Raw genomic sequence first — 23,993 nt, 5'->3', positions numbered from 1 at the left:
GGCTCCGAGCGGAGCGCCACCTCGGCGACTAGTCGCGCTGCGAACCTGATGGGTTCAATCCGGCCGTTACAGGCGCAGGCGGGATCAATACATCTGCAGCGGCAGTATCTCGCCGGTCGGGCCCACCATGAGGCCCCAGGCATCGCCCGCGGCGATATTGATCGTTTCGTTGCGGGCGGGACGGCCTGCCATTTTGAGCGAATACTGATACTTGCCGGGCGGCAGATCGAGCATCGGTCCCTTCGGCGATTGTGGGCCACCGGCGCCGGCCGCAACCTTGATGGTTTGCTTGTTGATGGTGAGCACGGCTTCCTGGCTCCCCATATTGCCGAGCAGCAGCCTGGCCTGACCCGGCTTGGGCATGATGTCCGCCTTGGTCGCGGCATCGGTGTTCTTCTGCACCAGATTGACCGACGTCTCCCCGTTTGCACGGCCGAGCTTCAACATGGCCGGTCCCTGTGATGACGCGAAGGCGAGCTGGACATGGTCGGCGGTCGTCACCGCACCTTCGGACTTCTCTTGCCAGCCGAGCTTCGTCAGTTCGCGGCGATAGAATGCGAGCACGTCGCCGATCTCGGCCGGCACGCTGGCCTCGAGCTCGCGGCGGAACGGCACCTCGATCCCGGGCAGTTTCGCCGTGCCGAGCGACGTCGAGCTGTGCTGCTTCGGCACGGGCAGCGCAGAATCCGGGTCCGCTTCGAGCGGGGCGGACGCTTTGGCTTGCGCGCTGGCCTGATCGCCGCTCGCAGATTTGCTGCTAGGGGCAGCCTTGGCGCCTGCAACCCGCAGGCCCGATCCGTTGGCGCTGACGTTCACCTTGGCACCCATCTGCATCAAGGTCATCGAGATCGACTTGCCCACCTTGGAGAACTCCATCACCGCCATGCTCGGCTGGTTGATCACCGAGGGCTGCTCCTTCCAGCCCGCCGGCTTCAGCGCAGCGCGGTAGAAGGCGGCCAGCGCCTTCACGCTCGAGGTGGAGTTGAATTCGAGCCGGCCATCGCCGGACTCCACCTCCTGCGCATTCTCGGGCACCGGCAGCGGCGTGTTGCTGCCAGCGAGGGCCTGCAACGGCGCATCGGAGAGCGTCGCGGCCTGCGCCTTGCGCCTGACAGCGTCTTCGGCGAGGACCTGTTTGGTCATCGCCTCCGCGTCCTTCATGAACTTCTCGTCGGCATCCTTCTTCGCCTTGGCGCGGGCGGCGAGCACGCTCTCTTTCACCTGCGCGGTCAAATGCACCATGGTGAAATCGTATTTGCGGCCGAGATGCAGCACGCCGTTCTCCTCGGGAGAGGAGAATTTCAGCGCGACTTCGTCGCCGGGAGCGAGCGGTGCTTGTCCCTCTTCCGTCCAGCCCCGCGCTGCAAATTCACGATGGTAGAAGGCCTCTACGGCGGGCAGATCGGCAAGGGCCGCGACGATCAGCTCGCGCGTGGCTGTTCGGGCGTTGCCACGGCCCGAGGATGATTTGTACGGTTTCGGCTCCGGCAGGCCCGCCGTATCGCCGGCCTCGAGATTGGTAGCCAGCGCGAACGGCGCGATCCTGATGTCGACATTGGTCCTGCCGTCGTCCCGGCGCGTCAAGGTCAGCATCGCCGGCTTCTGCCTGTAGAACCCGGTCGAATCGTCGTCGGGATGATCGTAGAAGGCACGCACGCCGTTCGGCACTGACGCCGTCAGGTCTGCGTTCGGCCAGCTTGCGGCGGTCTCGGGCGTGAGCTTGCGCCAGCCGATCGCGGCCATTTCCTTCGCATAGAAGTCCGCCGTTGCCTCGATTGCGGTGGGTGCGATGCAGCCGAGATACGGCCGGGTCTCGTCGTACACGAGATCGACAGCGCCCTCGGGGAAGGGCACGTTCGAATAGATGCGGGTCGGGGAGTAATCGAGCCCCGATTGACCGGGCCCGCCGAGCCACAGAGTGAGCGAAAGTCCCTGCCGTCCCTTCTTGAAGACGAGACCGCCATTGTTTTCATCGAGCGGCCGGACATAGGGCACCCAACCATTGGCGGCGAACAGCTTCTTCGCGGCGGCTCTGGTCGCCGGCACTGCGGTCGGCACACGATAGCTCACCGTGTTGCGATCGGAACGCGAGGTGTCTTCCTCTGCGCCATCGAGCTTCGGCAGGCTGTGGACGTCGACGATGCCTTCGTCGGCGCGCGCGGGGAGCGAAGCGCTGGCCAGCAGCAGAAGGCCGCAGGCAAGCAGCCGCCAACCTGCCGGGATCTGTGTCCCGCGCGTGATCATCGTCATTGGCAAGTCTCCTGAATTTCGCTGCTGGATTTCGCGAGAAATGGCGCGGCCCAGACAACTAGTCGCTGATGGAACCGGGCAGGTTCAACAGCGGTATCCCGCGGCGCTGCGCTCAATACAGCTGCAGCGGCGACCAGAGGTCGCCCTCGGGCCCGACTGTAACCTCCCAGGCATCGCCGGCGGCGAGTTCGATCGTGGCGTCACGCTCCGGGCGGCCGTCGATCTTTAAGGCATAGGCATGCTTGCCCGGAGGCATGTTGAACAGTGGCGCCTCGGGACGTCCCTTGCCGGCGCGCGCGGGAAGCGTGACGGTGTGGTCGTCGAGCGTGAGCACAGCTTCCTTGTCGCTGAGATTTGTCAGCATCAGCGCCGCGCGGTCAGGCCGGGGCATGACATGCGCCATGGTCGCGGCCTGCTGGTTTCGCTGCACCAGATTGACCGAGGTGCTCGAGTCCTTGCGATCGAGCTCCAGCGCCGCTGGCCCGAGTGGAGTCGCATAGCTGAGCCTGATGTGATCGGTGGCGATATCGGCGCCAGCGTGCTGTTCCTGCCAGCCGAGCTTGCCGAGCTCGGTGCGGTAGAAGGCGAGGACGTCGGCGAGCTCCGCGGGGATACGCGCTGTGAGTTTGGTCCGCAGCGGCGCTTCGACGCCCAGCATCTTGGTGGTGCCGATCTCGCGGTAGCTGGCCCGGGTCGGCGCGGGCAGGGCGGCATCGGGATCCGGCGTGAGCGCGCACGAAAACAGCAGCGGCAGACGCGGCACCCAGGCGCCCGCGCTCGCCGCGAGGGCGTAGCTTGCGAGCAAGGCGAGGCCGCACACGAACAGCCGCCATCGTGCCGGGGCTTTCGCCCCGTGCCTTACCGTCATCATGGTCTCTCTCTCCAGGGATATCGCGCGTGTCGATCGCGCGATTGCAACGGCTGCGACACCGCCAGCAGCGGCCTCACAGTGCTAGTCGCGGCCGGAATATGCCGGGTTCAACGAGCGGGCTATCGCCGGGCGGAAACGCGTCCGCTCTCGACGTCAAAGACTTCGCCGCCCGCGCCGATCTCGGTGAACGCCGCCGGATCCGCGCCCGTCAGCCATACCTGCGCGCCGAGCTTGCGCAACTCGTCGAACAGCGCGGCGCGCCTGCTGGGATCGAGATGGGCGACGACCTCGTCGAGCAAGAGCAGCGGCACGATGCCGGTCATCTCCGCGACCAGCGTCGCGTGCGCCAGCACGAGGCCGATCAGGAGCGCCTTCTGCTCGCCGGTGGAGGCATCGCGCGCGGGCATGCTCTTGGGCGCATAGACGACCTGGAGATCGGTGAGATGCGGGCCGTCGGTGGTGCGGCCGGCGATGGCATCGCGCGGCCGGTTGTCGCGCAGGATCTGGCGGTAGCGGTCCTCGACCGACGTCGCAGGCTCCTCGAGCAGCGCGTTCTCCATCCAGCCGTCCAGCGCGATTCGAGCGGACGGAAACGCGGACGCCTGCGCGCGCGCATTCAGCATGCCGGTGAGGCGCGCCGCGGTCTGGCCGCGCGTGGCCGCGACCGCGACCGCGAGCTCGGCGGTCTCGCGCTCGATCGCATCACACCAATGGTCGTCGTAATTGCGCGTCTCGAGCAGGCGGTTGCGCGAGCGCAAGGAGCGCTCCAGCGCGTTGATGCGGCTGGAATGCTCAACGTCGATCGCCAGCACCAGGCGATCGAAGAAGCGACGCCGCTCGGAGGCGGCACCCATGAACAGCCCGTCCATTGCGGGCGTCAGCCACACCATGCGGATGTGGTCGCCAAAGGCGCTCGCCGAACTCACCGGTTCGCGGTCGATGCGGCAGCGCCGGCTCACCGTGCTGTCCGCGCGCGGCGGCTCGATGCCGGTGCCGAGCGTGGCAAGGCCCAGCGCGCCTTCAACCTGCGCGGAGACCGCCCAGGATCCGTCGCCCTGGTTGTCGGCGACATCTTCCAGCGTGGCGCGCCGCAGGCCGCGCCCCGGCGACAGGAAGGAGATCGCCTCGATGCAATTGGTCTTGCCCGCCCCGTTCGGCCCGACCAACGCCACCATGTCAGCCGCCGTCTCGAGCCCCGCCGCCCGGTAATTGCGAAAATGCGTCAGCGTCAGGCGATGAATGCGGGAGGGGGTCATATCACTCTGTCATTGCCGGGCTTGACCCGGCAATCCATCGCCCGCGTCAGCGGGCAATTTCACCATATAGGTCTTGCCAGGTGGGATTGCTCTTCGCGATCAGATCGATCTTCCACTCGCGCGACCAGTGTTTCATGTTCTTTTCGCGTTGAAGGGCAGCGGCGATCGTGTCATGCGCCTCAAAATAGACCAAGGTTTTCACGCCGTAACGTTTGGTGAAACCATCTGCCAGGCCCTCGCGATGTTCATAGACGCGCCGAACCAGATTGTTTGTGACGCCGATGTAGAGTGTTCCACCGGGCTTGCTTGCGAGGATGTACACCCGATAGGTCATCTTGTTCGATGGATGGCCGGGTCAAGCCCGGCCATGACGAAAGGGGGAAATATCCTCACACCCGCATCGGCATCAGCACGTACAGCGCGCTCTTGTCGTCCTTGTCTTGCACCAGGGTCGGCGAGCCGGGGTCGGCGAGCCGGAGCACTGCGACGTCGCCTTCGATCTGGGCGGCGATGTCGAGGAGATAGCGCGAGTTGAAGCCGATATCGAGCGCGTCGGAGGCGTATTCGACCTCGAGCTCTTCGGTGGCGCTGCCGGAATCCGGATTGGTCACCGACAGCACCAGCTTGCCCGGGGACAGCGACAATTTCACCGCGCGGCCGCGCTCGCTGGAGATGGTGGAGACGCGGTCGACCGCGTTCTCGAAATCCTTCTTGTCGACGACGAGCTCCTTGTCATTGCCCTGCGGGATGACGCGGCCATAGTCGGGGAAGGTGCCGTCGATCAGTTTCGAGGTCAGCACCACATTGCCGATCGTGAAGCGGATCTTGGCCTGCGACAGCTCGATCGTCATCTCGGCGTCGGTGTCCTCGATCAGGCGCTGCACCTCGCCGACGGTCTTGCGCGGGACGATCACGCCCGGCATGCCCTCGGCGCCCTTCGGCTGCACCAGATCGAGCTGGGCGAGGCGATGACCGTCGGTGGCGACGCCGCGCAAGGTCGCGGCCTTCGCGGTGCCGGCGGCGTGCAGATAGATGCCGTTGAGGTAATAGCGCGTTTCCTCGGTCGAGATCGCGAACTGGGTGCGGTCGATCAGCCGCTTGACGTCCTTGGCGGCGAGATTGAAAGAATGCGACAGCTCGCCGGCGGCAAGGTCGGGGAAATCATTCTCCGGCAGCGTCTGCAGCGTGAAGCGCGAGCGGCCGGCGCGGATCGCGAGCACCGCGCGGTCGCCGTCGGCTTCCAGCACGATCTGCGACCCATCAGGCAGCTTGCGCACGATGTCGTAGAACATGTGCGCGGGCACGGTGGTGGAACCTGCGGTTGCGGTCTCCGCCGGCAGCGTCTCCGTCACCTCGAGGTCGAGGTCGGTCGCCTTCAGCGACAAGTTCGCGTTCTCGGCGCGGACCAGCACGTTGCCCAGGATCGGAATCGTGTTGCGGCGCTCGACCACGCGGTGGACATGGCCCAACGATTTCAGGAGTTGCGCGCGTTCGACCGTAACCTTCATTGCACTACTCGCCCGATCCCCAAAGATGGAAAAAGCCGGGCGGAGGACAGCGCGCCGCGGCACCGAAGACCCCGGAAGCCCGGGTCATCGAGCCGATATGACCAAAGCCGTCAGGGTCGCGCAAGGTGGCGCGGATGGCCCCGGGATTCAAGGGATCGGGAGCCAGTTCCCCACGATTTACCGCTGTTTTCGTCCCGACACTCAGCGTCCTCCGCGAGGGCGCAGGCCTCTCCACGCGTCATGGCCGGGCCTGTCCCGGCTGCGCCGCCCGTCGAAGAACGTGGATGCCCGGGACAAGCCCGGGCATGACGATCTCGAAGGGATATTGGAAAGTCGAGAAAAATAGGCCTTTATTCCTGAAGCTGGCGCTTCAGCGACTCCACTTCCTCGGACAGCGCATTGTCCTTGGACACCAGCGCTTCGATCTTGCGCACGGCGTGCAGCACCGTGGTGTGGTCGCGTCCGCCGAAGCGGCGGCCGATCTCGGGCAGCGAGCGCAGGGTCAGCGTCTTGGCGAGATACATCGCCACCTGGCGCGGACGCACCACATTGGCGGTGCGGCGCGAGGACAACAGATCGGAGCGGCTGACATTATACTGCCGCGCCACCACGCGCTGGATGTCCTCGATCTTGATCCGCTTCGGCTCCGAGGGCCGGATCAAATCGCGCACCTCGCGCTCGGCCATCTCCAGCGTCACCGGCTGGCTGTTCAGTTTGGAGTGCGCCAGCAGGCGGTTGATCGCGCCTTCGAGGTCGCGCCCGTTATGGGTGATGGCGCGCGCCAGGTAATGCAGCACTTCTTCCGGTACGTCGAAAGTCGCATGATGGGTGCGGGCGGCTGCGACACGCGATTTGAGAATGCCGTGGCGCAGCTCCTCGCCGAGCGAGCCCATCTCGACCACGAGGCCGCCGGCGAGGCGCGAGCGGACGCGGTCGTCCAGGCTTTCCAGATCGGACGGCGGACGGTCGGCCGCGATCACGACCTGACGGCCGGCATCGATCAGCGCATTCAGCGTGTGACAGAACTCGGCCTGCGTCGACTTGCCCTGCAGGAACTGGAGATCGTCGATGACGAGCACGTCGATGCCGCGCAGCGCTTCCTTGAAAGCGAGCGCCGTCTGCGTCTTCAGTGCGGCGACGAAGCCGTACATGAATTTTTCCGCGGTGAGATACAGCACCTTGCGCTCGTTGCCGGAATTGCCGGCCCAGGTCACCGCCTGCAGCAGATGCGTTTTGCCGAGGCCAACGCCCGCATGGATGTAGAGCGGGTTGAACATCACGGGGTCGCCGCGGCGCCCCTCGGCGACCTGACGCGCGGCCGCATGGGCCAGCGTGTTGGAGCGGCCGACGACGAAGCTTGCAAAGGTCAGACGCGGATCGAGCGGCGAGCCGCCGAGCGCATCATGATTGGCGGAAACCGGTGCGGTTGCGGTCGAGCGCAATTCCGGCGCAGGGGCGCGGCGGGCTTCGACCGGCGCGGGCGCTTCCTTCGGCTGCGCCACGGGGCGCACCGCGGAGCGAACGGTGAGATCGATGCGATGCACTTCCGGCATCTCGGCCTGCCAGCACGACAGCACGCGCTCGGCATAATGGGCCTGGATCCAGCTCTTCAGAAAGCGCGTGGGCACCGAGAGGCGTACGCTCTCGTCCTGCACGCCTTCGAGGTCCATGCGCGCAAACCAGCTCGTATAGACGTCTTCGCCAACGTTCGAGCGCAGGCGATTCTTCACGCGCGACCAGCGATCCTGTTCCGATGTCGTCATCATTTGAAAACTTTTCTAGAGAGAGAAGGTTGCGTGGTGGGCGCCATGCAGAAGTCCTGCCGGACTCCTGGATGACGCGACCTCAAGCGAGTCCATCTTCCGGGCACAGCTCGACCGTTCGGCGCAAGTGCCGCGGGTCAGATCAGCGATGTCGGAGATGGAGAGTTCGCGAGGTCAGCGCGTACTCGACGCGCATTCACGCGGAGGATGGTCGCAGGACGGATCGGAAACGGCATCGTTGCACGATGAAGCCAAAGTCAATACCGCGTTGAATCCGTAGGACATGATACCTCCCCGTCCTGCCGTGATCGCTCACGGCAAGGTCCTGCATGTGAAAGACAGCCGTTCCTGAATTGCCCAAGTCGCGGATGTCCTGCCCGTCTGCTCGTGTCGTCCGCTCGGCTTCGCCATCGCTCCTATCGGGGTAGCCTCGATGTGTCTCTCATTGCCGTCTGGCGCGAGCGGGATCGCTAGGATCACGCTTGGAGACATCAAGACAAAGGCCTACCGTTCCCATACTGCTATGGGTTTGATCCGACAATCGCTTGTTGAAGCGTCGCCTACGTGCACACCGCCGCCGATTTGCACGCTCGCCCCGTTTCTTAAACCGCGCTGGTCTCAAGATCGTGGGCGCCGCGAACGACTTAAGGAATACACTAAGCGGAAAGACTCGCAACGGAATTGATTCACACTTGAGGCATCAAAAAACTTGACCAGCGTTAACGCCGCGCACGAGTTGTTCACAGCCCTGAGACCAAGTTTTTGGATTCGTGCACAGATTCGAAAACGCGGTGCGTCATGTGACAAGGATGCCGCCGTCGCCAAAAAAAATTTACAAAATCGTCACGCACGCGAGCTGCGGGCGAATTTTCCAAATGCTTGTCGGCGCTATGTCGATAAGTGATTAGCGAGACATCGTTTTTCGAGTCTCGTTTCGCAGGGTAACCCGTGTTCCGGGGAAATTACGGTGTGCAGAACTCTGGCGCGTGCGAATTCAACTTAGGCCCGTGCCGCAAGGGTTTTTGCCAAGCGCTTTCGCAGCGCAGTGGAAGTTTCCGCTGTTGCAAAAACACGGCTGGTAGAACTACGGATGCAGCTTGGCGAAGGCAGCGAGACTCTTCCAGGCTAAGATTGGTTTGCCAGAGACCGCGGCGTGGATTGTGACAGGCAACAAAAAGCCCGGCGTGAAAGCCGGGCTGATTGGCGTGCGCGATGTTCGATTGCTTCAACCGATCGAACGAGAGATCGGGGTCGCACTGCGAACTTTACTTCGCGACATGATATCGCGAAGTGACTTCGCGAATTTACTTGGCGAGCTTACTTGGCGAGCTTGGCGATCTGCGCGGTGAGGCGCGAGACTTTGCGGCTGGCGTTGTTCTTGTGAATGATGTTGCGCTGGGCGGCGCGCATCAAGGCGGGCTCGGCAGCGGCCAGCGCCTTGGCGGCGGCGGCGCGATCGCCGGTCTTGATCGCTTCCTCGACGTTGCGGACGGCGCCGCGCATCTGGGTACGGCGCGACTTGTTGACGGCGGTGCGGCGGGCGATCTTGCGCGTCGCTTTCTTGGCGGAAGTGGTATTGGCCATGGTCTCAATGTCCTTTGCGGGTACCGGTCGCGTCTTGGTCGGGTAGCGCCGGCAGCTTGACCGCGGAATCGACGCTCGGATTTAGGGTGTTCGGTTGCTGGGCCGTTCCCGGAACATGAGCGATAGGCCTTGCGGCTATCTCTGAGGCCCAAAAGGGCCTGCAACTGCTCAAAGAACAGCGGCGGCAGGATTGCGCCTGCCGCCAGTTGGCGCCCTTATAGAGGGGGTCTTTGGCACCGTCAACGCTTTAGGGGCTGGAAAAGCGGCCCCGGGGGCGCGCCGTGGGGGCCGTAACGCCCTGATGAGGTTGAATTTCTGCCGTCTCCCGGGTATTGGCTGGCGGCGTTTCGAAGGTCGTCCGATCCGACGATCATCTGGGGTGGACTATGATCCGCGGCTTTTTCCGACTGATTGGCTTGCTGCTGCTGGCCGGCGGGTTCTTCTTCATGGTCTATGACGGCGCCCGCTGGGTGGCCGACCAGACGCTGCGCTTCACCCGGTTCGGCCAGTTCTGGAACGACATCAACCAGGCCAGCCAATCGGCCTTCCGGACCTGGGTCGAGGCCAAGGCGCCCTGGCTCTGGACTTCAGTGATCCGCCTCGTGCTGGACCAGCCGGTTTTCGCCGTCCTCGGCCTCCTCGGCATCTTGCTGATGATCCTGTTCCGTCCGCGCAAGCCGCTAATCGGCTATTCCCGGGATTGATCTTTCAATTCCCGCCGGAACTGAGCCGACCGAACGACGCGCCGTAACAAGCCTGTCCCTTGCTGCGTAAAGACCTATATTCCCACTCGATCGCGAGCACGCCGCCTGAGCGCCTGGTTCAGGCGACGCACAGCTCGTTTTCCCGGAGATCCGATCATGCTGTTCACGCGCAAGACCACCGCACTGCCTGATGCAGCCGAAGCGTTGCCCGGCCGTGCGCAGCCGATTCCGACCGCGACGACCCATTTCGTCAACGGCGCAAAACTGCAGCCGCCTTATCCCGCCGGCCTCGAGCAGGCCGTGTTCGGGCTCGGCTGCTTCTGGGGCGCCGAGCGCAAATTCTGGGAGCTCGGCGAGGGCATCTATACGACCGCCGTCGGCTATGCCGGCGGCCACACGCCGAACCCGACCTATGAGGAGACCTGTTCGGGACGCACCGGCCACACCGAAGTGGTGCTGGTCGTGTTCGATCCGACCAAGATCTCCTACGAGAAGCTCCTGAAAACGTTCTGGGAGAGCCACAACCCGACGCAGGGCATGCGTCAGGGCAACGATGTCGGCACGCAGTACCGAAGCGCGATCTACACTTCCTCCGACGCGCAGAAGAAGGCGGCCGAGGAGTCGAAGGCGCTCTATCAAAAGGCGCTCGCGGCAAAAGGCCTGGGAGCCATCACCACCGAGATCGCGCCCGCGGGTCCGTTCTATTTCGCCGAGGATTATCATCAGCAATATCTGGCGAAGAACCCCGCCGGCTATTGCGGGCTTGGCGGCACTGGCGTGTCGTGTCCCATCGGCGTTGGTGTGAGCGCGTAAGGTTTCAGGCCGATCATTCCGGGGCGCGCGCCAGCGCGAACCCGGAATCCAGAAATTGTAGCGCGAGATTCCGGGTTCGACGCTGACGCGTCGCCCCGGAATGACGCCAAGCCATTGGCGCCCCAGGCCCCCTCAACCCTTTGTTAACCATAACGAGTGCATCACTGAAGCTGTCTCGTTTGTAGGGATGCTCCAAGTGCGGGTTCTGCGCGCGTTTCGATGGTCGATCCTGGCAGCGTCCGCCGCGCTGACCCTGGGCGGCTGCATGCAGACCACAGGTCCTGTCGCAATGGTGCAGCCCCGTCCCGACCTCGACGCGATGGCCTATGGCCAGCCGTATAGCGCTCCGCCGCCTGTTGTCGTTGCCAATGGCGGCGGCGCCATCGATGCGCTCGCCAGTTCCTTTGCCTCGGGTCCCGCGCCCGTGCCGGTCGCCTATGGCGGACCCGTGGTGGCCGCCCCCGTGCGCTACGATTCCTCTTATCACCTCGATGCCGGCGACAAGCTGCGCGTCGTGGTCTACGGCCAGGAAGGTCTCACCAACAGCTACGCCATCGATGCCGGTGGCTCCATCACCATGCCGCTGATCGGCGCGGTGCCGGCGCGCGGCCGCACCACCGCGGGGCTTGCCGGCGAGATCGCCGCGCGGCTTCGCAACGGCTATATCCGCGAGCCGTCGGTCGCCGTGGAGATCGAGTCCTATCGTCCGTTCTTCATTCTCGGCGAGGTCGCCGCGCCCGGCCAATATCCTTATGTGCCGAACATGACGGTCGAGAGCGCTGTCGCGATCGCCGGCGGCTTTTCACCGCGCGCCAAGCGCGACATGGTCACCGTCACCCACACCGAAGCCGGCGGCGCCATGCGCGCCGTCGTGCCGCTCGGCACCCCCGTCAGCCCCGGCGACACCGTGTTCGTCGGCGAGCGCTGGTTTTAGTTTCAGTCCAATTCTGTCTCCCGGTCATTCCGGGGCGCACGTAGCGCGAACTGTGGTGCGCAATTGCGCACCTGAGACTCCATCGCGCCTCAAACTCTGGGGCTCAATGGATTCCGGGCCTGCACCGCTTCGCGGCGCATCCCGGAATGACGAGCGGAGGCTTATCTCCGAAAATCCAGCCGCCCGTTCGGAAAGCATCCGTCGATCCTGAAGGCGTCGACCACAAGCCCGATCCATGGCCGCGTGATCGCCGGATTGGTCAGGTTGATGTATTTCCCGATCAGACGATTGCCGCTCTCGCGCGCGGCATCGATCAGTCCGTGCCGACGGCCCTCATCCCAGTCGAACCGCAGATAGATTCGGTTGCCAACCACACGAGGCTCCGCGCGGCCTTGCTTCCATGCCTCCGGCGTGTCGCCTGCGATGGTTGGATCGGCGCCGCCGTTCCAGCGGCTCGCCCAGGCGCCTTCGAGCGGATCGGAAGGTGCGGGAATCGACGCCCAATCCGCCGCATTGCCGTCGGCGGCGTCGCCGGCCAGCGCGGCCGATATTGCATAGTGCATGACTTCGGAATCATCAGGCGTCGGCACATCCATGGTGCCGAACGGGTTGCGAATGATGATGTTCGTGTTGGCCTGCTGCATGGCGCTCTCCGGCGTGAACTCGCTTGATCAGCCAGCTCTATCGCCGGGCGGAGTGATGCGGCCACCCGATTTCTGCTCAGAGTGAGCGCGCGCAACTCTCTCCTCGTCATTCCGGGGGCGCGCGTAGCGCGAGCCCGGAATCCATACTCCCGATGGTGGTTATGGATTCCGGGCCTGCACCTCGCGGCGCATCCCGGAATGACGGTGGAGAGAGTTTGCGCCGCTACTTCGTCAAATGCTTCGCGAAAAACGCCATGCTGCGCGGCCAGGCAATATCCGAGCTGGTCTTGTCGTAGCTCGGCCGCTCATCGCAATGAAAGCCGTGCTGGGCGCCGGGATAAACGAACACTTCGATATCAGGCCGCTTGGCCTTGATGGTCTCGACATCGCTCGAGGGAATGCCGGCATCCTTCTCGCCGAAATGCAATTGTGTCGGCACCTTGGGCTTCTCATCCGCAAAGCGGACCACGGCACCGCCGTAATAGCCGATCGCGGCCTTCAGGCCGGTCAGGCGCGTCGCCGCGACATAGGCGATGCTGCCGCCAAGACAGAAGCCGATGATGCCGACCGGGCCGACGCTGCTGACCGCATCGATCGCGGCTTGCGTGTCGCGCAGCATCGCCTCCCAATCGGGATTGGCGACGAATTTGCGCGCTTCTGCGATCTCGTCGGGCGTATAGCCCGATTGGAAGTTCGGCGAGGTGCGGTCGAAGATCGACGGCGCGATCGCGACATAGCCTTCGCCGGCGAGGCGGTCGCAAACCGAGCGGATGTGATGATTGACGCCGAAAATCTCCTGGATCACCACCACTGCGCCCTTGGGGGTGCTTGCGGGATCGGCGCGATAGGCGCCGAGCTGGAAATTGTCCGAGGCCGTCAGTTTGATGTCTTGTCCCACGGGGGTTGTCCTTCTTGGTTGAGTTGTTGATTGAGCTTCGGCTCGCTCACCAAACTGTCATGGCCGGGCTTGTCCCGGCCATCCACGATCTCTAGAGCGGCACGAAGAACGTGGATGCCCGGGACAAGCCCGGGCATGACGATGTGGCAACCTCAATGCAATGCAGCGCGAATACGATTTCTCTGGGACATGAACGGCCACTTCACTCCCACATCCAGTTCTCGCCGTAATCCTCCTTCCATCCTGCCAGCCGTCCATGGCGGAACTGCAGGAACAGGCGGTGGCGATAAGGAATCAATCCGCTGCCGCCGATATCGCGAAGCGCGATATAGATCTCGTTGCCGGGGCGGCCCCGGACATATTGGAGGGGCTGTCCGAGCGCATGCGCGGTCTGCTCCGCATCCATCCCGAACGCCAGCGGCGTGTTGTTCGACAAGGTGTCGACGAAGGGCCGACGCAGCGGCACCGTGCCGAACGGCTCGGCCTGCACCGACGCTGCCGTTGCGAGCAGCGCTGCGCCCGCTGCCAGGATTGCCCGCTTCATGGCCGTGATCCTCATCTTGCCGCCTATGCCGGCAAGTTCTTCAGGAAAGGCACCACCGCGTCAACAAAAGCCTGGGGCTGATCGATGTTGACGGCATGTCCAGCCGCGGGGATCACGACCTTTTGTGCGCCGGGAATCTTGGCTGCCATGTAGTCGGACGCCGCCAGGAACGGCGCGTCATCGGCGCCGACCACGATGAGGCTGGGCACTGCGATGTCGGGCAGCAGCTCCATCACCTTGGCGTCGCGCTGGGTCAGCATGCCGCGCGCGGCGAGCGCCAAGCCCTTGGCGTTGCGATGGCTGGCGGTGGCGCGCTCGCGCGTCGCCGCCTTCAGCACCTCGAGGCCTTCGCGATCGAGGTTGTCGGCGGTGGCGAGCGCTCGCGCGTTCCAGGCCTCGCGGGCATCGTCCTTCCTGAAGCCGGGGCCGGTGTCGATGATCAGCAGCGCGCGCGTGCGCGTGGGATGGGCGCGGTAGAACGCGAGCGACATGTAGCCGCCGAGCGACAATCCGCCGATGATCGCGCGCTGCGCGCCGACCGCATCGAGGATCGCCGCCATGTCGCAGACGGTGAGCGCTTCGCTATAGGCTGCAGGGTCGTCAGGGCAATCGGACTGGCCGTGACCGCGCATGTCCCAGAAGATCAGTTTGTGCTCGCGCGCGAGCGCGTCGATCTGGCCATGCCACATCGCCGAGGTCGATGAGTATCCGTGCGTGAGCAGCAGCGGCGGCCCTTCGCCATGAACCTCGTAGAAGATCCCGACGCCGTCCCGATCGACCCTTGGCATTATCTCCGCCCTTTCGTGTTCTTTCATTCTAGCGACGACGTTGGTGTTTCACCCTCCTGGGAGGGGCAAGGAATTCAGCGACGCACCTTACTCCGCCAAGTTATCTCGAAGAAACTGCCTCGCGCGATGGCACGCAGGTCTGGACGCGCGGCTTGTTGCGTCCAGTCGCTAACGTCAGCGCTGTTGTCGCAACGCAAAACACTCCGACGCCGAGATAGTTTCGATCGCTTCCAATTTGCATTTGCCTCCAGCTCCGAACGCGATCATTCTCCCGCGCAAGGTGGACGCCGGCCCGGTGGGCGTTCGCTGTTCAAGTTGCCGCCGTAAGCGGCTTCATGCACCGGCAGGGGAAGACGCCTATGCCAACGCTCACAATCAACGGGCGGAGCATGTCCGTGGATGCGGCGAACGACACGCCGCTCCTTTGGGCCATCCGCGAACAATTGCAGATGACCGGTACGAAGTTCGGCTGCGGTGCCGGCCTGTGCGGCGCCTGCACCGTGCACGTCAACGGCGAAGCCGTTCGCTCGTGCCAGACCATGGTCGGCGACGTCGCCGGCAAGAAGATCACCACCATCGAAGGCCTCTCCGCCAAGGGCGATCATCCCTTGCAGAAGGCGTGGATCGCCGAGCAGGTGCCGCAATGCGGCTACTGCCAGTCCGGTCAGATCATGCAGGCGGCTTCGCTGCTGGCGAAGAATTCCAACCCGACCAAGGAAGAGGTCGTGGCGCATATGGACGGCAATCTCTGCCGTTGCATGACCTATTCGCGGATCCAGAAGGCAATCATGCGCGCCGCCACGGAGATGCGCACCGCATCCGCCGCCGGCAACGAGCGGAGGCCCACATGAACCAGCACGTAAAGAACGTCACACCTGAGTCGACCGATCTCAGCCGTCGCTCCTTCCTGGTCGGCACGGCCGCCACCGGCCTCGTGCTCGGCTATGCCGGCGTGCCCGGTGTCGGTGAGGCGCTTGCCGCAGCACCCGCCAATTTCGAGCCGAGTGTCTGGTACGCGATCTCGCCGGACGGGCTCGTCACCGTGACCTGCGGCAAGGCCGACATGGGTCAGCACATCGCCTCCACTATGGCCCAGATCGTCTGCGAGGAGCTGGGCGCGAAGTGGAGCGACATGCGCGTCAATCTCGCCTCCAACGATCCGAAGTTCAACGACCCGGTGCTGGGAGCGCAGATCACCGGCGGCAGCTGGTCGACCATGATGAACTTCGAGGCGATGAGCCGGGCCGGCGCTGCCGGCCGCATGGCCCTGACCGAGGCCGCCGCCGCGGCCATGGGCCTGCCGCCCTACTTCAAGGACCAGCTCGTCGTCCGCGACTCCATGATCTCGCATCCGAAGTCGAAGAAGCAGATGTCGTTTGCAGAGGTCGTGAAGAGCGGCAAGGCGACCAAGACCTTCACGCCCGACGAGCTCAAGGCGATCAAGCTGAAGACGCCGGATCAATACACCATGATCGGCGTGTCGGTGCCTCAGCTCGACATCCCCTCGAAGACCAACGGCACGGCCAAATACGGCATCGACGTGATGATTCCGGGCATGGCCTACGGCGCCATCGTGACGCCGCCAGTGCGCTTCGGCGCCACGGTGAAGTCGGTCGACGACGCCGATGCGAAGAAAGTGCCGGGCTTCATCAAGGCCGTCATCCTCGACGACAAGACGCAGACGACGTCGGGCTGGGTGGTCGCGGTGGCCGGTACCTACGCCAACGCCAAGAAGGCGGCGCAAGCGCTGAAGATCGCCTATGACGGCGGTCCGAACGCCAAGCTGTCGAGCCAGTCGCTGCTCGATGAGGCCAAGCGGCTTCAGGGCCTTGACGATTCCGGCCAGTTCTTCGTCAAGGACGGCGATCCCGCCGCCGCCCTCGGCACCGCGGCCAAGGTGCTGGAGGCGGAGTACACCACCAGCATCAACATCCACGCGCCGATGGAGCCGATGAACGCCACAGCGGAGTTCAAGGGCGACATCCTCCACATCTATTCCGGCAACCAGTTCGCGACGCGCTCCGGTGCGATCGCGGCGGGTGCGGCCGGGATCGATCCGAAGTTCGTGGTGATGCACCAGATGTGGCTCGGCGGCGGTTTCGGCCGCAGGCTGGACGCCGACATGATGGTGCCGGCGGTGCAGGCGGCGAAGGCCGTGGGCAAGCCGGTGAAGGTGATCTACACGCGCGAGAACGACATGACGATGGATTTCTCGCGTCCGCTCACCTATCAAAAAGTAAAGGCTGGCGTGGACGGCGACGGCAAGCTCGTTGCGCTCAGCCACGACGTGGTGTCGGCCTGGCCGACCGCGCGCTGGGGAATTCCTGACTTCCTCACGCCCTCGGTCGACAAGAAGGGTCCGCTCGACAGCTTCACGGTGAACGGCGCGGACTTCTTCTACACCGTGCCGAACCATCACGTGCGGGCGATCAAGAACGAGATGGCGCACAACGCCACCCCGTCGGGTCAGCTCCGTTCGGTGGCGCCGGGTTGGACCTTCTGGGCGGTCGAAAGCATGATCGACGAGATTGCAGCTGCGACCGGCAAGGATCCGGCGCAGTTCCGCATCTCGTTGCTCGATGGTGCCGGCAAGAATGACGGCGGCGCGCAGCGGCTGCGCAACACCCTGCTCGCCGCGATGGGCCTCGCCGGTTACGGCACCAAGAAACTCCCCAAAGGAGAAGGCATGGGCGTCGCCTGCGTATCGTCGCAGGAACGCGCGACCGCAAGCTGGACCGCCTGCGTCGCGCATGTTGCGGTGGCGCCCTCGGGCGAGGTGACCGTGAAGAAGCTCACGGTCGCAACCGACGTCGGCACCGAGGTGCATCCCGACAACATCCGTGCCCAGGTCGAGGGCGCGGCGCTGTGGGGTCTGTCGCTTGCCCTGTACGAGAAGGCGACGCTGAAGGACGGTGGCATCGAGCAGACCAATTTCGACAGCTACAGGCCCTTGCGGATGAGCCAGGTGCCGGAGGTCGCGGTCGCCGTGATCGCCAATGGCGAGAAGGCCACCGGCGTCGGCGAGCCCGCGGTGACGGTCGTCGCTCCCGCCATCGGCAACGCCATCTTCAATGCCTCCGGCGCCCGCGTCCGGGGGCTGCCGATCACGGCCGAAGCCGTGAAGGAGGCGATGAAGGCGTAAGCCGGGCCGCGATTGCTGAATGAGATGATCCGCCGGAGGGGCGACCTCCGGCGGATTTGTTTTGAGGAGCCGTTTCCACGCCCCCGCTGTCATGCCCCGCGAAAGCGGGGCATCCAGTACGCCGCGGCCTCTCGATTCCTGCCGCGGCGTCTCGGAGTACTGGGTCGCCCGGTCAAGCCGGGCGACGACAGCCAGGCCAAAATCCCCATTGTTTTCAACGGACGTTCTACTGTGCATGGGGTTGTTTTCGCGCTTCGACGGACCCGATCCCTAAAATTGCGTACAATTCGGGCAGGTTCCATTGAGCACGCCTCTTAAGGGCCGGAGAACCTGATCCGGCCTAGGCTTGAGGCTGAAGACACTCCCGTGCTCTGGGGAAACCATGAACGCGCCAGCCAAATCCGCCGCCAAACGCCGGCTTCTGCTCGCCTCCGACCGGAGCGATGCGAGCACCGAGCTCGCCAGCATTTTGAAGGCCGTCGGCGAGGTCTCGACGGTGACGACGGACGGCATCCCCGAGCAGCCCTCGCGCGATCTCTCCGGCCTCGTGGTCGACATCAACCTGCGCTCGCCCGAGAGCGTGCAGCGGGTGCGCAACAAGCTGCGCGGGGATGCCTATCGTTCGATGCCGCGGCTGTTCGTGCTGGCCGATGCGCTGCATCACGGCTCCATGCAGGCTTGGGCGCTGGGCGCCACCGACACCATCTCGCGGCCGCTGCAGCCCGACGCGATCCTCCAGCGCATCCGCGCCGCGTTTCCCGATACCGCAAGCTATGACGCGACCGATCGCGGCAAGACGCTCAACCGCGGCGTCGAGGCGGCGCATGCGGTGCTCACGAAGATGTTCGAGAAGCTGCCGCTCGGCGTGCCCCTGACCTTCGACGACGTCATCGCCGCCGAGAACAAGATCCTGAAAGCGATCAAGCACTCGTCGCTGCGCGAATGGCTCACCACGGTCGGGTGCCACCATGTCGGCAGCTATCGCCACTGCCTGTTCGTCACCGGCTTCGCAGTTGCCTTCGCGCAGCATCTCGGCATGCGCGAGGACGACCAGCGCCGCCTGACCCGCGCCGCCTTGCTGCACGACGTCGGCAAGGCCTTCGTTCCCTCCGCGCTGCTCGACAAGCCCGGCAAGCTTACCGACGAGGAGATGGAAGAAGTTCGCCAGCATCCGCGCCGCGGTTATGAGGCGCTCGCCGCCCAGGGCGGCTTCCCGCCGGAGATGCTCGACGTGGTGCTGCATCACCACGAATTCCTCGACGGCAGCGGCTACCCCAACAATCTGTCGTCGAACCAGATCAGCGACATCGTGCGGCTGACGACGATCGTCGATATCTATGCCGCCCTGGTGGAGAAGCGCGCCTACCGCATGCCCTTCACCCATACGCGTGCGTTCACGATGATGGAAGGCATGGGCGGCAAGCTGGATCAGCAGCTGCTGCAGGCGTTCCGGCCCGTGGCGCTGGGATCGTTTTAAGGCGCGCCGGGGCGCGTCGCGCGCCTCCTAATCCTCGTACGAGGAAATCTCGATCAGGCTCCCATCCGGATCCCGGCAATAGACCGAGCGCAGCGTGCCGCGCGCGCCCTGCCGGAGCGACGGACCTTCCTCGATCGTGATGCCGTGTGCTCTCAAATGCGCCACCACCTCGTCGGGAGTCGCAGCGGTGAGGAAGCACAGATCCTCGCTGCCGGGAGTCTCGTGGTCGGCCGTGAACCAGTCCACCTTGTCGGCGTCGCGCGGCCGGACGTTGATCTTCTGTTCACCGAACTGAAGCGAAGTCCGCGGCGCTTTGCCGCCACCGGGATCGAACACCTTGACTTCCATGCCGAGGATCTTGCGATACCACTCGGCAGTGACAGCGACGTCGGCGACGTTGATCACGAGGTGATCGAGGGCCTGAACCTTGACAGGCATGCCTTATCCTTTCCGTCGTCATGGGGCTTGCGCACTTTCCGCAGCAGGCGGGCCTTGTTACAACGCCGCTGACGCCACTATCAAGAACACACCTGGGAGAACCCTTGAAATGATCACTCGCCGTACCGCGCTTGGACTGCTCGCCGCCAGTCCGCTTGCAGCCAGCCCGCTGTCGAAAGCCTTTGCTGCGGATTATCCGTCCCGGCCGGTGAAGTTCGTGGTCGGCTATCCTCCCGGCGGCGCCACCGACATTCTGGCGCGTCTGATCGGCCAGCGGCTGTCGGAGCGCCTCGGCCAGCAATTCGTGGTCGAGAACAAGCCGGGCGCCGGCAACAATATCGCCACCGAATCCGTCGTGAATGCGGAGCCCGATGGCTACACCGTGCTGCTGATCAATCCGGCGAACTACATCAACGCGACACTCTACGCCAACCTCAAATTCAACTTCGTCCGCGATATCGCGCCAATCGCCGCATTCCAGCGCGTACCGAATGTGATGACCGTCAACAAGGACGTGCCGGCCACGACCGTCGCCGAGTTCATCGACTACGTGAAGGCCAATCCGGGCAAGGTGAACATGGCGTCCTCCGGCAACGGCACTTCGGTGCATCTGTCCGGCGAGATGTTCATGGCGATGACCGGCTGCAAGATGCAGCACGTACCCTACCGCGGCGCGGCACCGGCGATCACCGATATGCTGGGTGGCCAGGTGCAGGTGATCTTCGACAACATGCCGTCGATCATCCAGCACATCCGCTCTGGCTCGCTACGTGCGCTCGGCGTCACCACCGCGCAACGCTCGCCGCAGCTGCCGGACGTGCCCGCGATCGGCGAGACCGTGAAGGGCTACGAGGCGAGCGCGCTGTTCGGCATCGGTGCGCCGAAGAACATGCCCAAGGACTTGATCGCCAAGCTCAACAACGAGATCAGCACGTTGATGAAAGAGCCCGACATGACCAAGCGCCTGGTCGAGCTCGGTGGCGATCCGTTGGTCGAGACGCCGGAAGCTTTCGGCAAGGAGATCGAGGCCGAGACCGCCAAGTGGAAGAAGGTCGTCGAGTTCGCGGGCCTCAAGGTCGAGTAGCGATCCTGCGTCATAAGCCGGAATAGGGCCCCGCCGTTTAGGCGGGGCTTTTTTTAATTGGGCTCCCGCTTGACCGGCCTGCATTTGCTCCTATACTAAACCTCATGGTTAAGTATCAGGATGAGACGCTCGACCGCACCTTTGCGGCGCTGTCCGATCCAACACGGCGGGCGCTGCTTGCGCGCCTCGGCGAACGGGACTGCCTGTCGGTGAGCGAGCTCGCGACGCCGTTTTCGATCTCGCTCCCGGCGATCATGAAGCATCTCGACGTGCTCTCGGATGCCGGTCTGATCGTGCGTGAGAAGACCGGGCGCACGGTCTCGTGCCGGCTCACGGCGCAACCGATGGAGCAGGCGATGAACTGGCTCAGTCGATACGCGCAATTCTGGTCCGAGAGTTTCGATCGCCTTGCCGCCTTTGTGGAGGACCAGCCATGGTCAACGCAGCCGTCAATGCCGCCCAACGTTCAACTGAAGCTCCAAGCCTCACGCTCACGCGCCGGCTCCGCGCGCCGCCGGAAAAAGTCTACGCCGCCTGGACGCAAGCCGCGCAGCTAGTGCAATGGTTCGGGCCGCCGAACATCAAGCCGGCGACGCTGCATGCGGAGCTCGACGTTCGCACGGGCGGCCGCTTCCGCATCTCGTTCACCCGCGACGACGGCGAATATTTCGAGGCCGGCGGCATCTACCGCGAGGTGGTGCCGAACCAACGCCTGGTCTTCAGCTGGGCTTGGCATTCGACGCCAGAACGCGAATCGCTGGTGACGATCACGCTCAAGCCGGACAGCGCCGGCACGCTGATGATCTTCCATCACGCCCAGTTCTTCGACGAGACCGCGCGCGACAACCACCAGCGCGGCTGGAGTTCGTTCTTCGACAAGCTCGACGCCTTCGTCGCCTGATTCCTGTCAAAGGAGGATACCATGCAGCAACATCAGATCGTCTCGCGCGAGCAATGGGTCGCCGCCCGCAAAGCTCATCTGGCCCATGAGAAGGAGTTTTCGCAGGCTCGCGAGCGCCTCGCCGAGGAGCGCCGCGCATTGCCCTGGGTGAAGGTCGACAAGCCCTACGTGTTCGACGGGCCTGATGGAAAGGTGACGCTTGCAGATCTCTTCAAGGGTCGGCCGCAGCTCGTGGTCCAGCACGTGATGTTCGCACCCGACTGGGACGCTGCCTGCAAGAGCTGCTCGTTCTGGGCGGACGGCTTCGAGCGGATGGTGCCGCATCTGGCAGCGCGCGATACCACCATGGTGGCGATCTCGCTGGCCTCAGTCGCAAAGCTCGAAGCGTTCAAGAAGCGGATGGGCTGGAGCTTCGATTGGGTGTCTTCAGGCAATAGCGACTTCAATTACGATTACGAGGTCTCGTTCACGCGCGAGCAGATCGATCGGGGCGTGCCGAAATACAATTTCGGCACAACCCCGTTCTACGGCCCTGAGCTACCCGGCGTCAGCGTGTTCTATCGCAACGAAGCGGGTGAGATTTTCCACACCTATTCCTGCTTCGCCCGTGGCCTCGACATGATGAATGCCGCCTATCAATATCTCGATCTCACCCCGCTCGGTCGTCACGAGGAGGGCCTGCCCTATCCGATGGACTGGGTTCGCCTGCGCGACCAGTACGAGCCGCAGGCGAAGGGCGCGTGCTGCCACGGGTGAGGGGGGTCTCGCGGACTCTCGCTGTCACGAGCGCAAATTGTTCTCGTCACGCTGAGGTGCGCGCCTTGCAAGGCAGGGCGGGCCTCGAAGGGCGACAGCCCGGCTGCATCTCGGCCATTCATCCTTCGAGGCTCTCCATGGGGCGCGTTGCGTCCCATGCCTCGCGCCTCAGGATGACGGGTCGGGCTGCGTCGATCTACTCACTTCTTCGCGTCAGCCTGCTCCGTGCCTTTGCACGAGATCAGCATCGTGTAGGCGCGGGCGTTGCCGGCGATCTCGGTGGTCTTGAGCTCACCCTTCGGCTCGGCCGTCTGGTACGGCACGACCGAATTGTCGAGGAAGTCTCGCAGCGCGCCCGTCTTGATCGCGAAATTGATGTTTTCGGGGATGTCGCCGGTCAGTGCGGCAATGCGCAATCCGGAGAGCTTTGCGGTGACCACGCCGACGATTTGCCCGCTGGTGTCCAACAGCGGGCCGCCGCTATTGCCGGGCTGCACGGGCGCGCTGATTTGCAGGAAGCGCGAATCGTTGCGCATGCCGCTGAGCGAGCTCACGATACCCGTGGTCACTGTGAAATCCGAGGTCAGCAGCCCGTGAAGCGGAAAGCCGATCGCGACGACGGAATCACCGGAGCGGATCGAGCGGTCGCGGATCCTCGCAAAATCCTTGAACGTCGCTGTTGACGACGGCTGCAACAAAGCCAGATCGTTGTTCGCATCGCTCGACACAACCCGCAACACCATCGCGGTTTCGCCGGTGAGATTGCCCTTGAGCTCGCTGCAACCGTCGATCACGTGGTTGTTGGTGACGATGTGCCCGCTGGCGCTGACCACGAAGCCGGTGCCAAAGCCGTCGCTGTTCTTGGCCCCTTTTCCGGGCTTGCTGGCGGGCGGCGAGCCTTGCTTGTCGGCCGTGACTGCCGGCTTCGCTGCGCCTTTGGTGAAGTCACCGGCCTTTTCGAGTCCGTCGGCTTTCACGCGGGTCACGCAATTGGCCAATGCGGAGATCGCTGGACCGGTTGACCTCAGGTCGAAGTTCAGGACGGCATGGCCGGCCGTCGCGACCATCAGGCTTGCCTTCTGAAACGTACGCACGACAGTCAGCGGCATGACGGCCGTCAGCATGTCGGGTCGGTACGCCGTGGCGTACAGCCTGGCTTGCTCCCGCCCGTCAAAGGTCACGTCGATCGCGGCGCTCTCGTCCTTGTTGAAGTGATAATTGGGACTTGCAAAGGCGAGCGACCATATGCCGGCGGCATTTTGGCTCACGACGAGGATGACGCCGTTCGCATAAGGCGCCGTCGCTGCGCAATGGGAGAAAGCGCCCGTCTCGTCGTTGCTGAAGGCGCCGCCGACCCAGCCGCCGACATTGACCGTGCCAAACGGTCCTTTCGCATGTGCTGTCCCAACAAGACACACCTGCAGCAGAGCTGCAGCGACGAACGACCTAAACCACATGACTTCCCCCAGGGCACCTTGGCCGCATCTTAGCTGGGCTGACGTCCGCGGCGCAACCGATAGTTGTCAAGTCGGGCCTCATCCCGGGCCGGCAATTTCCTCTCTTGCGTTTACTTTGTGCTGCGGTATACTTTGCGATACAAAGTAGTCGGGTGGTCCGTGGGCTGGATGGAGCGGAGTT

General features: G+C 64.1%; 23 protein-coding genes. 10 read left to right on the top strand and 13 right to left on the bottom strand.

Annotation, left to right across the window (positions count from 1 at the left end; genetic code table 11):
* Window positions 1-84: 84 nt before the first annotated feature.
* From BM374_RS04360 to rpsT, 7 genes are all read right to left on the bottom strand, one after another.
* Window positions 85-2,250 (bottom strand): hypothetical protein, encoded by a 2,166-nt coding sequence (locus tag BM374_RS04360; RefSeq protein ID WP_092289294.1) that lies wholly within the window; start codon window positions 2,248-2,250, stop codon window positions 85-87.
* Between the two features lie 112 nt (window positions 2,251-2,362).
* Window positions 2,363-3,121, bottom strand: a complete 759-nt coding sequence (locus tag BM374_RS04355) for a hypothetical protein (RefSeq protein WP_092289293.1) — start codon at window positions 3,119-3,121, stop codon at window positions 2,363-2,365.
* A 119-nt stretch (window positions 3,122-3,240) separates the two neighbouring features.
* Complete coding sequence (recF, locus tag BM374_RS04350) at window positions 3,241-4,377, bottom strand: DNA replication/repair protein RecF (RefSeq protein WP_092289292.1); 1,137 nt, start codon at window positions 4,375-4,377, stop codon at window positions 3,241-3,243.
* 46 nt (window positions 4,378-4,423) lie between these two features.
* A complete protein-coding gene (locus tag BM374_RS04345; protein WP_092289291.1) occupies window positions 4,424-4,711 on the bottom strand; it encodes a GIY-YIG nuclease family protein in 288 nt (95 codons plus the stop codon).
* 55 nt (window positions 4,712-4,766) lie between these two features.
* Window positions 4,767-5,885, bottom strand: coding sequence for a DNA polymerase III subunit beta (gene dnaN, locus BM374_RS04340; RefSeq protein WP_092289290.1), 1,119 nt, complete (start codon window positions 5,883-5,885; stop codon window positions 4,767-4,769).
* 350 nt (window positions 5,886-6,235) lie between these two features.
* A complete protein-coding gene (gene dnaA, locus BM374_RS04335) occupies window positions 6,236-7,648 on the bottom strand; it encodes a chromosomal replication initiator protein DnaA (RefSeq protein ID WP_092290232.1) in 1,413 nt (470 codons plus the stop codon).
* Between the two features lie 1,317 nt (window positions 7,649-8,965).
* Window positions 8,966-9,232, bottom strand: a complete 267-nt coding sequence (gene rpsT / locus BM374_RS04325; protein ID WP_092289289.1) for a 30S ribosomal protein S20 — start codon at window positions 9,230-9,232, stop codon at window positions 8,966-8,968.
* A 386-nt stretch (window positions 9,233-9,618) separates the two neighbouring features.
* Between rpsT and BM374_RS04320 the strand changes: the two genes are divergently transcribed.
* The 3 genes from BM374_RS04320 to BM374_RS04310 all read left to right on the top strand — a co-directional run bounded on the left by BM374_RS04320 (window position 9,619) and on the right by BM374_RS04310 (window position 11,683).
* On the top strand, window positions 9,619-9,936 hold the full coding sequence (locus BM374_RS04320; protein WP_057754029.1) for a hypothetical protein: 318 nt from the start codon (window positions 9,619-9,621) through the stop codon (window positions 9,934-9,936).
* A gap of 156 nt (window positions 9,937-10,092) precedes the next feature.
* A complete protein-coding gene (gene msrA / locus BM374_RS04315) occupies window positions 10,093-10,749 on the top strand; it encodes a peptide-methionine (S)-S-oxide reductase MsrA (protein WP_092289288.1) in 657 nt (218 codons plus the stop codon).
* Window positions 10,750-10,945: 196 nt separating this feature from the next.
* The gene (locus BM374_RS04310; protein WP_244552524.1) at window positions 10,946-11,683 is read left to right on the top strand and encodes a polysaccharide biosynthesis/export family protein; all 738 of its coding nucleotides are present in this window, start codon (window positions 10,946-10,948) and stop codon (window positions 11,681-11,683) included.
* A gap of 161 nt (window positions 11,684-11,844) precedes the next feature.
* Here the strand turns inward: BM374_RS04310 and BM374_RS04305 are convergent, their stop codons facing one another.
* The 4 genes from BM374_RS04305 to BM374_RS04290 form a co-directional block, all read right to left on the bottom strand.
* Window positions 11,845-12,327: a hypothetical protein gene (locus BM374_RS04305; protein ID WP_092289286.1), complete on the bottom strand. Its 483-nt coding sequence runs from the start codon at window positions 12,325-12,327 to the stop codon at window positions 11,845-11,847.
* 223 nt (window positions 12,328-12,550) lie between these two features.
* Complete coding sequence (locus BM374_RS04300; protein ID WP_092289285.1) at window positions 12,551-13,225, bottom strand: dienelactone hydrolase family protein; 675 nt, start codon at window positions 13,223-13,225, stop codon at window positions 12,551-12,553.
* A 202-nt stretch (window positions 13,226-13,427) separates the two neighbouring features.
* A complete protein-coding gene (locus tag BM374_RS04295) occupies window positions 13,428-13,769 on the bottom strand; it encodes a hypothetical protein (RefSeq protein ID WP_092290231.1) in 342 nt (113 codons plus the stop codon).
* Between the two features lie 23 nt (window positions 13,770-13,792).
* The gene (locus BM374_RS04290) at window positions 13,793-14,557 is read right to left on the bottom strand and encodes an alpha/beta fold hydrolase (protein WP_092289284.1); all 765 of its coding nucleotides are present in this window, start codon (window positions 14,555-14,557) and stop codon (window positions 13,793-13,795) included.
* A 359-nt stretch (window positions 14,558-14,916) separates the two neighbouring features.
* On the opposite strand from BM374_RS04290, the gene BM374_RS04285 reads away from it, so the two are divergent.
* The 3 genes from BM374_RS04285 (at window position 14,917) to BM374_RS04275 (ending at window position 19,176) form a co-directional block, all read left to right on the top strand.
* On the top strand, window positions 14,917-15,408 hold the full coding sequence (locus BM374_RS04285) for a (2Fe-2S)-binding protein (RefSeq protein ID WP_057754010.1): 492 nt from the start codon (window positions 14,917-14,919) through the stop codon (window positions 15,406-15,408).
* The gene (locus tag BM374_RS04280; RefSeq protein WP_092289283.1) at window positions 15,405-17,699 is read left to right on the top strand and encodes a xanthine dehydrogenase family protein molybdopterin-binding subunit; all 2,295 of its coding nucleotides are present in this window, start codon (window positions 15,405-15,407) and stop codon (window positions 17,697-17,699) included. The genes BM374_RS04285 and BM374_RS04280 overlap by 4 nt, the downstream gene beginning before the upstream one ends.
* A gap of 382 nt (window positions 17,700-18,081) precedes the next feature.
* Complete coding sequence (locus BM374_RS04275; protein ID WP_092289282.1) at window positions 18,082-19,176, top strand: HD domain-containing protein; 1,095 nt, start codon at window positions 18,082-18,084, stop codon at window positions 19,174-19,176.
* A gap of 27 nt (window positions 19,177-19,203) precedes the next feature.
* Here the strand turns inward: BM374_RS04275 and BM374_RS04270 are convergent, their stop codons facing one another.
* Window positions 19,204-19,614, bottom strand: a complete 411-nt coding sequence (locus BM374_RS04270; protein WP_092289281.1) for a VOC family protein — start codon at window positions 19,612-19,614, stop codon at window positions 19,204-19,206.
* Between the two features lie 109 nt (window positions 19,615-19,723).
* Here BM374_RS04270 and BM374_RS04265 point away from each other — a divergent pair, with 109 nt between their 5' ends.
* From BM374_RS04265 to BM374_RS04250, 4 genes are all read left to right on the top strand, one after another.
* The gene (locus BM374_RS04265) at window positions 19,724-20,698 is read left to right on the top strand and encodes a Bug family tripartite tricarboxylate transporter substrate binding protein (protein WP_092289280.1); all 975 of its coding nucleotides are present in this window, start codon (window positions 19,724-19,726) and stop codon (window positions 20,696-20,698) included.
* A gap of 104 nt (window positions 20,699-20,802) precedes the next feature.
* Complete coding sequence (locus BM374_RS04260) at window positions 20,803-21,255, top strand: ArsR/SmtB family transcription factor (protein ID WP_092289279.1); 453 nt, start codon at window positions 20,803-20,805, stop codon at window positions 21,253-21,255.
* Window positions 21,255-21,599: an SRPBCC family protein gene (locus tag BM374_RS04255; RefSeq protein WP_244552535.1), complete on the top strand. Its 345-nt coding sequence runs from the start codon at window positions 21,255-21,257 to the stop codon at window positions 21,597-21,599. Before BM374_RS04260 ends, BM374_RS04255 begins: the two co-directional genes overlap by 1 nt.
* A 21-nt stretch (window positions 21,600-21,620) precedes the next feature.
* Window positions 21,621-22,355 (top strand): DUF899 domain-containing protein, encoded by a 735-nt coding sequence (locus tag BM374_RS04250; protein WP_092289278.1) that lies wholly within the window; start codon window positions 21,621-21,623, stop codon window positions 22,353-22,355.
* A 200-nt stretch (window positions 22,356-22,555) separates the two neighbouring features.
* Here BM374_RS04250 and BM374_RS04245 read toward each other — a convergent pair whose 3' ends face one another.
* A complete protein-coding gene (locus BM374_RS04245; protein ID WP_092289277.1) occupies window positions 22,556-23,812 on the bottom strand; it encodes a S1C family serine protease in 1,257 nt (418 codons plus the stop codon).
* Window positions 23,813-23,993 lie beyond the last annotated feature (181 nt).

This window comes from Bradyrhizobium sp. Ghvi, from assembly GCF_900115265.1.
GTDB lineage: Bacteria > Pseudomonadota > Alphaproteobacteria > Rhizobiales > Xanthobacteraceae > Bradyrhizobium.
This window is presented reverse-complemented; position numbering and strand designations above follow the sequence as displayed.